General features: G+C 74.0%; 10 protein-coding genes. 4 read left to right on the plus strand and 6 right to left on the minus strand.

Annotated elements, in window-relative coordinates; translation table 11 throughout:
• Window positions 1–37 precede the first annotated feature (37 nt).
• Both ACIQWR_RS25785 and ACIQWR_RS25790 read right to left on the minus strand, forming a co-directional pair.
• Complete coding sequence (locus ACIQWR_RS25785; RefSeq protein ID WP_404013902.1) at window positions 38–2,281, minus strand: acetate--CoA ligase family protein; 2,244 nt, start codon at window positions 2,279–2,281, stop codon at window positions 38–40.
• Between the two features lie 237 nt (window positions 2,282–2,518).
• Window positions 2,519–3,772: a flavin-containing monooxygenase gene (locus tag ACIQWR_RS25790; RefSeq protein ID WP_404013793.1), complete on the minus strand. Its 1,254-nt coding sequence runs from the start codon at window positions 3,770–3,772 to the stop codon at window positions 2,519–2,521.
• Window positions 3,773–3,989: 217 nt separating this feature from the next.
• On the opposite strand from ACIQWR_RS25790, the gene ACIQWR_RS25795 reads away from it, so the two are divergent.
• Together ACIQWR_RS25795 and ACIQWR_RS25800 are read left to right on the plus strand one after the other, a co-directional pair.
• Window positions 3,990–4,442, plus strand: coding sequence for a DoxX family protein (locus ACIQWR_RS25795; RefSeq protein WP_404013796.1), 453 nt, complete (start codon window positions 3,990–3,992; stop codon window positions 4,440–4,442).
• A gap of 14 nt (window positions 4,443–4,456) precedes the next feature.
• The gene (locus ACIQWR_RS25800) at window positions 4,457–4,882 is read left to right on the plus strand and encodes a Zn-ribbon domain-containing OB-fold protein (RefSeq protein WP_404013799.1); all 426 of its coding nucleotides are present in this window, start codon (window positions 4,457–4,459) and stop codon (window positions 4,880–4,882) included.
• Here the strand turns inward: ACIQWR_RS25800 and ACIQWR_RS25805 are convergent.
• From ACIQWR_RS25805 to ACIQWR_RS25820, 4 genes are all read right to left on the minus strand, one after another.
• A complete protein-coding gene (locus ACIQWR_RS25805; RefSeq protein ID WP_404013802.1) occupies window positions 4,879–5,502 on the minus strand; it encodes a TetR/AcrR family transcriptional regulator in 624 nt (207 codons plus the stop codon). The two genes, ACIQWR_RS25800 and ACIQWR_RS25805, sit on opposite strands and share 4 nt — an antisense overlap.
• Complete coding sequence (locus ACIQWR_RS25810; RefSeq protein WP_404013805.1) at window positions 5,502–5,873, minus strand: DUF1304 domain-containing protein; 372 nt, start codon at window positions 5,871–5,873, stop codon at window positions 5,502–5,504. Before ACIQWR_RS25810 ends, ACIQWR_RS25805 begins: the two co-directional genes overlap by 1 nt.
• A gap of 164 nt (window positions 5,874–6,037) precedes the next feature.
• Complete coding sequence (locus ACIQWR_RS25815; RefSeq protein WP_404013807.1) at window positions 6,038–6,709, minus strand: pyridoxal 5'-phosphate synthase; 672 nt, start codon at window positions 6,707–6,709, stop codon at window positions 6,038–6,040.
• A 90-nt stretch (window positions 6,710–6,799) separates the two neighbouring features.
• Entirely contained in the window at window positions 6,800–7,996 is a 1,197-nt protein-coding gene (locus ACIQWR_RS25820) for a thiolase C-terminal domain-containing protein (RefSeq protein WP_404013810.1), read from the minus strand.
• A 123-nt stretch (window positions 7,997–8,119) separates the two neighbouring features.
• On the opposite strand from ACIQWR_RS25820, the gene ACIQWR_RS25825 reads away from it, so the two are divergent.
• Window positions 8,120–9,379 (plus strand): acyl-CoA dehydrogenase family protein, encoded by a 1,260-nt coding sequence (locus ACIQWR_RS25825; RefSeq protein WP_404013813.1) that lies wholly within the window; start codon window positions 8,120–8,122, stop codon window positions 9,377–9,379.
• Window positions 9,379–9,852, plus strand: a complete 474-nt coding sequence (locus ACIQWR_RS25830; RefSeq protein ID WP_404013816.1) for a nitroreductase family deazaflavin-dependent oxidoreductase — start codon at window positions 9,379–9,381, stop codon at window positions 9,850–9,852. The genes ACIQWR_RS25825 and ACIQWR_RS25830 overlap by 1 nt, the downstream gene beginning before the upstream one ends.

Consider the following 9,852-nt stretch of genomic DNA (forward strand, 5'->3'; position numbering starts at 1 on the left):
CGGCGGGAGGTGAGCCTTTCCGGTTGCCAGACACCCCCTAGCGGCAGATGGCGAGTGCGTCGAGGGCCACCGCGCCCTGGCCGCGCGGGAGGACCATGAGGGGGTTGATGTCGAGTTCGGCGAGTTCGCCGCCCAGTTCCAGGGCCATCCGCTGGACCCGCAGGATGACCTCCACCAGCGCCTCGACGTCGGCGGGCGGCGCTCCGCGGACGCCCTCCAACAGGGCGTGGCCGCGGAGTTCGCCCAGCATGGCGCGGGCCTGGTCCTCGCCGAAGGGCGGGACGCGGACGGTGGTGTCGTTGAGGATCTCGACGAGTACCCCGCCCAGGCCGACGGTGACGGTGGGGCCGAAGAGGTCGTCCTGGGTGACGCCGACGACCATCTCGACGCCCTTCTCCACCATCTGGCAGACGAGGACGCCGTCGAGGGGGATGTTCTCGAAGCGGGCGATGTCGGTGAGTTCGCGGTAGGCGTCGCGTATCTGGCTGGCGGAGGTCAGGCCGACCTTGACCAGGCCGAGTTCGGTCTTGTGGGCGAGCTGCGGGCCCGAGGCCTTCATCACCACCGGGTAGCCGACGAGCCCGGCCGCGCGGACGGCGGCCGCGGCGCTGGTGACCAGTTGTTCGCGCGGCACCCGGATGCCGTAGGCGCGCAGCAGCTGCTTCGCGGCGTGCTCGCTCAGCTGCTGGCCGGGCCGCATGAGGGCCTGGGCCTTGCGGTAGGAGGGGGAGGGGGTGCGGGGGGCGTCGTCGAAGGGGGAGCGGTAGGCGGCGGTGAAGCGGTGGTGCCCGAGGTAGGCCCGTACGGCGGTGATGCAGTTGCCGAAGGTGCGGAAGGTGGCCACGCGGGAGGAACCGAGGAGGGTGGTGCGGTAGGCGTCCTCGGTGCCGACGGGGGAGCCCCAGATGACGCAGATGAGCTTGTCGCTCTCCTCGGCGGCGTCGACCAGGTCCTGTGCCAGCTTGTCGCTCATCGGGGGGAACGGCCCGGTGATCGGGCAGATGAGGACGCCCACGGCCGGGTCGGCGAGGATCGCGTCGATGATCTTCCGCCCCCGCCAGTCGCCGACGGGATGGCCGCCGTTGTCGACGGGGTTGGCGACGTTCAGGTACTCCGGGATCCACTGGTGGAGTTCGTCCTGCTTGGCCTGGCCGAGGGTGGGCAGGCTCAGCCCCGCCTCGGTGGCGAGGTCGGAGAAGTGGGCGCCCGTACCGCCGGAGATGGAGTAGACGACGACGCCGTCGGCGAGCGGCTTGCGCGCGCGGGCCAACAGGGCCGCGGTGTCCTGGAGTTCGTCGAGCCCGTCGACCCGGATCACGCCGAACTGGCGCATGGCCGCGTCCACGACCCGGTCCGCTCCGGTGAGCTTTCCGGTGTGCGAGGCGGCCATGCGCGCGCCCGTCTCGGTGCGGCCCACCTTGACGGCGACGACCGGTACGCCGGCCCGGGCGGCCCGGTCGGCGGCGAGCAGGAAGGACCGGCCGTCCTTGAGCCCCTCGACGTAACAGGCGATCGCCCCGACCTCGGGCTGCTCGGCGAAGTAGGAGATGAAATCGGAGGTCTCCAGGTCGGCCTCGTTGCCCGTCGGCGCCCAGTGGGAGAGGCGGATGCCCAGCTCCTGGAGGGTGTAGACGGGGCGGCCCTGGTGGCCGGACTGGGTGATCAGCGCGATCGCCGGGCCGTCGAGGTCGTCGCGGAACTCCTCGAAGGCGTTGAGGTTGGTGTTCGGGCCGAGCAGGCGCAGTCCGGAGCGCTGTACGGCGGCGGCGAGCCGGGCCTGGGCGGCCGCGCCCGCGTCGCCGGTCTCGGCGAAGCCGGAGGCGAAGGCGACCGCGAACTTGACCTTGGATTCGGCGAGTTCCTCGATGACGGGGAGCGGGTCGGCGACCAGGAGCACCGCCAGGTCCACCTGCTCGGGCAGATCGGCGACGGAGGCGTGGCAGTCCAGGCCGAAGACCGTGGTGCGGGTGGGGTGCACGGGGTGCAGGCGGGCGCCGACGCGCTCCGCCCAGGCGATGAGCTGGCGGGTGATGCCGGTGTTGGGGCGCCCCTCGGAGTCGGAGGCGCCGATGACGGCGACGGACTCGGGGTGGAAGAACCGGTCCAGGTCCGGCACGTCCGCGTGCAGCGGTCGGCCGCTGACGTCGACGGCGGCGGCCGGGTCCGCGCCTTCCGCGTCGGGGGCCGTCGTGGAGTGGACGGCGGTCCGCGGGGTCTCGCCGCACGCCTCGACCCTGGCGCGGAAGTGAGTGGTGAGGGTGCCGTGAGTAGATCCAAGCATCGTTCCGCCCGCTTCCCGCTCGATGACTGCCTCGATGACTGCCTCGGTGACGGCCTTGACGGCCCTGACCGTCTTGACGGCCTTGACCGTCTCGACGGCTGTCGCGGTGACCGCTGGGTGCGCGGTGACCGTCACGCAACTGACGCATGGTCAGGTTACTGAACTGACGGGCCGTCAGGAACAGGGCTGCGCAGGAAAGCTGGTGCGTGGGTTTGGTGAAGGTGGTGGGGAGTGCGGCTAGGAGAGGCGGCGCGGGAGGGCTTTGGCTATCTTTTCGGCGTCCAGGGCCAGTTCCCGCAGCATTCCACTGATCGGGTTGGTGAAACCGGTGAAATACAGCCCCGGGGCCGAAACGGGGCTGCGCCCGGCCCGCGCGAGCGGGCGGCCGCGCCCGTCGAGCACGTCGAGGTGCCCGACCAGTCCCTCCAGGGCGCGGCGGTAGCCGGTGGCCGCGATCACCACGTCCGGAGCGATCCGGGAGCCGTCCGCCAGGACCACTTCGGCGCCGTCGAAGGACTCGACCGCGGGGACCGGTACGACGGTGCGCGCGCGGACCGCGTCGATCAGGCCGACGTCCTGGACGGGGATCGCGCCCTCGCGGACCCGGCTGTAGAGGCCCGTGGTCGGGCGCGGGAGCCCGTACGCCGACAGGTCCGGCACGGACGCCTTCGCGACGAGGGCGCCGAGCCGGTCGACGAGCCGGACGGGCAGCCGGCGGACCAGGATGCCGGTGCGCTGGGCGGGCCAGCCGGCGGTGGAACGGCGCACGATGTGGGGGGCGGTGCGCACGGCGAGGCGGACGCTCGCGGCCCGCCGGTCGGTGGCGTCGGTGGCGTCGCCGGCAGCCCCGCGCCCGCGCCGGCGTCTGCTCCGGCGCTGGTCGCCGCCGCCCTCGGTGAGGTCCACGGCGATCTCGGCGCCCGTGTTGCCGACCCCGACGACGAGGACGTCGAGGCCGGCGAAGGGGGCGGCGTCGCGGTACTCGCTCGCGTGCAGCAGTCGCCCGGTGTACGTGCCCGCGCCCGGCCAGTCGGGCAGTGCGGGGGTGTGGTTGAAGCCGGTGGCGACGACCACGGCGGCGGCGGCCAACTCCCGCCCTCCGGTGGCGTGCAGGGTCCAGCCGCCGGCCTCCGCACCCTCGGGGGCGGGGTCGATGCGGGTGACCTCGACGCCGGTGATGATCTCCAGCTCGTGGTGCTCGGCGTACTTCTCCAGGTAGCGCACCACGTCGTCGCGCGAGACCCAACGCCCGAAGCGGCGCGGGATGCGCAGCCCCGGGAGGCCGGAGAGGCGGCGCGTGGTGTGCAGGTGGAGCCGGTCGTAGTGGCCCCGCCAGGAGGTGGCGACCCGGTCGGACTTCTCGATCACCACGGCCCGGACGCCCCGGGCGCGCAGCGCGGCGGCGACGGCGAGGCCGCCCGGTCCGGCGCCGATCACGTACACGGGGCGGGGTCGGGTCGTCATGTCGGGCTGTGCGGGCGCTCCAGGCATGAGGTGTGAGCGTATCGCCGGGAGGGGCCGGTGGGTCTCGGACGAGGAGGGAATCGGTTGCGGATCGGTCACGGGATCGCCCCTGAGGGCCCGGCGCGCCTCGCGGGTGGACCCCGGAGCGTCCTCCTGGTGCGCGGGCCCTTGCGGGAAGGCGGCGCATCCGGTGAACTGACGTACCGTCAGATATGGCTGTTGTCGAGGGTGGAGGGACTGCCGCATGCAGAGCGTCTGGCTCAGTGGGGCCGAATGGCTCGCCGTGCTCCGGATCGGCCTCGGCCTGTGGTGGCTGGAGAGCTGGCGGCACAAGGACAAGAAGGGCTGGTTCGAGCGCGGCACGGGCATCGCCTGGGCGGCGGACGTCGCGGGCAAGCACCGCTGGGGCTTCGTCCGCGGCGGCTTCGACTCGGTGGTCAAGCCGCGGCCGAAGGTGATGGCGTACGTCGTCGTCTACGCCGAACTCGCCCTGGGGCTGGGGCTGGTCGCGGGATTCCTCACGCCCGTCGCGCTGGTCGCGGGCCTGCTGCTGAACCTGCTGTACCTGGTGCTGATGATCCACGACTGGGCCGAGCAGGGGCAGAACGCCATGATGGCGCTCATCTCGTTCGTCGCGCTGGTGACGATGAGCTGGCAGGTCTGGTCCTTCGACGCGGCGATCGGACTCTTCCTGTGAGCGGGGCGCGGGCCGTGAGCTCCGCCCGTTTCGACCTGCCCGAGGTCGACGACTTCACCCGCCCCTACTGGGACGCGGCGGCCGACGGGCGGCTCCTGCTGCGCCGCTGCGCCGACTGCGACCGGGTCCACCACTACCCGCGCGAGTTCTGCCCGCACTGCTGGGCGGGCGAGGACCGGGTGGCCTGGGAGCCGGCGAGCGGCCGGGCGACCCTCTACACCTGGTCGGTGGTGTACCGGAACGACCTGCCGCCCTTCGGCGCGCGGGTGCCGTACGTCGCGGCCGTGGTCGACCTCGCGGAAGGGCCCCGGATGATGACCGAGGTGGTCGACTGCGCGGCGGACGCCCTGCGCATCGGGATGCCGCTGGAGGTCGCCTTCCGCGTCGAGGGGGAGGGCGGGGCCGCCGTCTCCGTGGCGGTGTTCCGGCCGGCGGTTTAGGGGGTCGCGGGGGTCGCGGGGGTCGCGGGGGTCCCGGGGGCCGGGGGCGGGGCGCCGTGGCGGTGGAGGACGATCAGGAGCCGCCACGCGTCGGTCGCCAGGGTGTGCGGGGGTCCGGTCAGGAGGCCGTGGACCCAGTCCGCCAGGACCCCGGTGAAGGTGGCCGCCACCGCCGAGGCGATCAGCTCCGGGGCGGCGCCGCCCGCCGCGGTGCGCTCGGCCAGGCTGCGCTCGCGCAGCTCCCGGTGCAGGGTGTCGCCCAGCGGGCCACCGCCGCCCGGGTGCAGCAGGGTGCGGTAGAGGTCCGTGCGGGCGCCGTCGGCCACGCTTTCGAAGAAGGCGGTCAGCGCGGGCGGCGGGGCCACCGGGTCGGGGATCCCGCGCCAGGAGTGCAGCGCGTCGACCGCCTCCCGTACCGTCTCGGCGCACGCGTCCACGGCGAGGTCCTGCACGTCGGTGTAGTGCAGGTAGAACGTGGCCCGGGCGACCCCGGCCCGCCGGACGAGCATCGCCACCGAGATCTCCCGCAGCGGCCGCTCGGCGCACTCCGCGAGCAGGGCCGCGTGCAGCCGTTCCCGGGTCCGGGCGGTCCGCGGGTCACCGACGGGCCGCGGCCCCATCAGGCGCTCTGCCCGGCGACGAGGACGGCGGCCAGGGCCAGGGCGCCCGGGAGCGCCTGGGCGAGGAGGATCCGCCGGTTGGCGGTGATGCCGCCGTACACCCCGGCGACGACCACGCAGCCGAGGAAGAAGACCTGGGCGCGGTAGCCGGTGGGATCGGCGGCGATCAGGCCCCAGACCAGGCCGGCGGCGAGGAAGCCGTTGTACAGGCCCTGGTTGGCGGCGAGCGGGGCGGTGGCCTTGGCCATGGCGGCGTCGAAGCCGGACAGGCCGCGGCCCGGGGCCCGCTCCCACAGGAACATCTCCAGCACCAGGATGTAGGCGTGCAGTAGTGCGACGAGTCCGACGAGTACCTGCGCGGTGATGTGCACGGTCCGGTCCGTCCTCTCCCGATTTCGATCCCAATGATGGACAGGTGTCCAGAGTAAATGGACACCTGTCCATTGTCCATCTGCCGGATGCCGGGTGCCGGGTGCCGGGCGTCGGGTGCCGGGTGCCGGGTGCCGGTTGTGGGCTGGAGGGCCGGGCCCCGGGTTCAGGGCCAGAGCAGTTCGCGGGTCCAGCCGGTGCCTTCGGGCGTGCGGCGGTAGCGCAGCCGGACGTGCCGGCGTTGCGCGTCGCCCTGGAAGAACTCGACCTCGTCGGCGTCCAGGACGTACCGCGTCCAGGTCGGGGCCGGGGCGTCCGGCTCGGCGGCGGCCCGTTCCCACGCCGCGGCGGAGGCGCGCGCCAGCTCGTCCAGGGAGCCGAGCACCTCGCTCTGGCGCCCGGTGAGCGCGGCGGCGAGCGCGCCGCGCGAGCGTACGGAGAGGTCCGCGCGGCTCGCGGCGGCGCCGGCCGCGCCGACCCGACCGCGGATGCGGACCTGGCGCGCGACGGCGGGCCAGTAGAAGCCGAGCGCGGCGTCGGGGCGGTCCGCGAGCTGGCGGCCCTTGGCGCTGGTGGCGTGGGAGGCGAAGTGCCAGCCGGCGGCGTCGGCGTCGTGCAGCATCACCGTCCGCGCGTCGGGGCGGCCCTCGGCGTCGACCGTGGCCAGCGTCATGGTGTGCGGCTCGATCTGCCCGGCCGCGGCGGCGTGCGTGAACCAGTCGTGGAAGAGCGGCAGCGGTTCGGCCGGGGCGCCGTCCGGGTCGAAGGCGGGCAGCTCGTCCGTGTCCCACACGCGCAGGGAGTGGAGGGTCTCGCGGAACTCGTCATGGGTGGTCATGCGGCCATCGAACACCAGGGCCGGGGGCCTGCCCCCGACCCCGCCCCCGGACCCGCGCCCGCCACCGTTCCCGCTCCCGCGCCCGCGCCCTCAGCGCCCCAGGATCACCGTCCCCGAGGAGCAGAACCAGCCGCCCGTGCCCGAGGCGAGGGCGATTTCCGGGAGGCGGTCGCCCGGTTTGCGGACCTGGCCGGCGCCCGCTTCGCCGCGCAGCTGGCGCACCGCTTCGACGAGGAGGAAGAGGCCGCGCATGCCGGGGTGGCAGGCGGAGAGGCCGCCGCCGTCGGTGTTGACCGGGAGTTCCCCGTCCCGCAGCAGGCGGCCCTTCTCGACGAAGGCGCCGCCCTCGCCCTTGGCGCAGAAACCGAGGTCCTCCAGCGTGACCAGGGTCATGTAGGTGAAGGCGTCGTAGAGTTCGGCGACGTCGACGTCCGCCGGGGTCACCCCCGCGCGCTCGAAGGCCAGTCGCCCCGAGACGGCCGCAGGGGAGACGGTGAAGTCGTCCCACTCGGACATCGTGGTGTGCGAGACGGCCGTGCCGGTGCCGAGCACCCACACCGGCGCCTTCGCCGTGTCGGGCACGAGGTCCTCCGCCACCAGCAGGACGGCGCAGCCGCCGTCCGAGCGGATGCAGCAGTGCAGCTTCGTGAAGGGGTCCGCGATCATGTCGCCGGAGAGGACCTCCTCGACGGTGATGGGGTCGCGGAACATGGCGTCCGGGTTGGTCGCGGCGTTGGCCCGGGCCTGGACGGCCACCGAGGCCAGCTGCTCCAGGGTGGTCCCGTACTCGTGCATGTGCCGCCGGGCGGCCATCGCGTACTTGGCGACGAGCGTGTGCCCGTACGGCACCTCGAACTGCAGCGGGCCGCGCGCGCCGAAGGAGAGGTTGGAGGTGCGCCGGCGGGCCTTGATGTCGGCGCGCGCGGTGGATCCGTAGACCAGGAGCACGGCATTGGCGTGGCCCGCCGCGATGGCGTCGGCGGCGTGGGCCGCCATCACCTCCCAGGTCGATCCGCCGACCGAGGTGGAGTCCGCCCAGGTGGGGCGCAGCCCCAGGTACTCGGCTACCTCGACCGGTGCGAGGGTGCCGAGGCCCGCCGAGGCGAAGCCGTCGATGACCGAGCGCTCCAGCCCGGAGTCGGCGAGCGCGCGGCGCGCGGCCTGCGCGTGCAGGGCGTAGGGGGTGGGTCCGTCCACCCGGCCGCAGTCCGAGAGGGCGACGCCCGCGACCGCGACCCGGCGGCGGGGCGCGGCGGTGGCTGCGGAGACAGCTAGGGGTCCAGGCATGGGCTGACGGTACAACTGACGGGACGTCAGTTTCTAGTGGGTGATGCGGTCGCCGCCCCTCTGTGCATCTGCGCCCCTCCGGCCTAATATGACGGCCCGTCAGATCTGGGGAGGAGCCCGACGATGGACGCCGCCTTCACCGCGGAGCAGGAAGAGATACGCCGCACCCTGCGCGAAATCCTGGGCAAACGCTGCGGCCCGGACGAGGTCAAGGCCGCCGTCCGCACCGACGCCGGGTACGACCCGGAGCTGTGGCAACAGCTCGCCCAGCAGCTCGGGCTGCCGGGCATCGCCGTCGCCGAGGAGCACGGGGGCGTCGGCTGCACCCCCGCCGACCTGGTGCTGGCCTGCGAGGAGACCGGGCGCGCCCTGCTCCCCTCGCCGCTGCTGGCCACCGCCGTGCTCGCCGCGCCGCTGGTCACCGCGCTGGGCAGCCCCGCCCAGCGCTCCGCCCTGCTGCCGGGCTTCGCCGCCGGCACGCTGACCGCCGCCCTCGCCGTCCCCGGCGCCGCGCTGTCCACGGCCCTGGGGCTCACCGCCGACAACACCGGCGGCGAGTGGGCGGGCGGCGGCCGGGCCGGCGGGGTGCAGGCCCGCCGCCCCGAGGGGGAGGAGGGGTGGCGCCTGTACGGGGAGGCCGCCCAGGTCCTGGACGGGCACAGCGCGGGCGTGCTGCTGGTCGCCGCCCATGCCGGGGGCTTCGCGCGCAGCCGCGTGCTGCTGTTCCTCGTACGGGCGGACGCGCCCGGGCTCGTACGGTCGCGGCAGGCGGCCCTCGACGAGACCCGGCCGCAGGCGCGCGTCCAACTACGGGACACCCCGGCGGAATTGCTCGGCGATGGCGATGGTCATGGCCTTGGCCATGGCGATGCTGGGGGCCGCGCCGGGGACGCGGACATCGCGCACGCGCTGGCCGCCACCGGGCGGGGCGCGGCCGCCGTGCTGGCCGCCGAGGCGGTCGGCGCGGCCGGGCAGGCGCTCGCGCGCACCGTGGAGTACGTGCGCCAGCGCGAACAGTTCGGCCGGGCCGTCGGATCGTTCCAGGCGGTCAAGCACCGGCTGGCCGACCTGTACGTCCGGGTCCAGGCCGCACGGTCGGCCGCCTATTACACCGCCTGGGACCCGGAACAGGGCGCACTCGCGCTCGCCCAGGCCCTGGAGGCGCTGCGCGTGACCGCGGGGGAGGCCATCCAGTTGCACGGCGGGATCGGCTTCACCTGGGAGCACGACGCCCACCTGTACTTCAAGCGCGCGGCGGCCGACGAGCTGCTCTTCGGGCCGGTCCACCGGCTGCGCGCGCACGCCGCGGACCGGGCCGGCCTCTTCGCCCCGCAGGGGCGGGCACCGGGCCCGCCGCCGAGCAGAGAAAGGGTGGCCGTCTGATGGCTCTCGGCGTCAAACTCATGCAGAAGGTCTCCTCGACCCTCCTCTTCGCCAAGATCGCACCGCACGTCATCCCCGCCATGGACAAGGCGGTGCACAGACTGACGCGCGGCAAGGTGATCCTGAGCGCGCAGATGCTGCCCGGCGTGATCCTCACGGCGAAGGGCGCCAGGACGGGTGAACCGCGCACCACGCCGCTCGCGTGCATGCCGGAGCAGGGCGGGGCGAGCTGGATCCTGATCGGCTCGAACTTCGGTCGCCCCGGCCATCCGGCCTGGACGGGGAACCTGATCAAGCACCCGGACGCCGACGTCAGCTGGAAGGGCCAGGACATCGCCGTACGGGCCCGTTTGCTCCAGGGCGAGGAGCGCGTGGCGGCGTGGCAGGCGGCGTTGACGTTCTGGCCGCCGTACGCGGCGTACCAGGCGCGCATCGAGCGCGAGATCCGACTGTTCCGGCTGGAGCGTCGCTGA

Origin of the sequence: Streptomyces sp. NPDC098789 (assembly GCF_044759975.1) — a bacterium.
GTDB lineage: Bacteria > Actinomycetota > Actinomycetes > Streptomycetales > Streptomycetaceae > Streptomyces.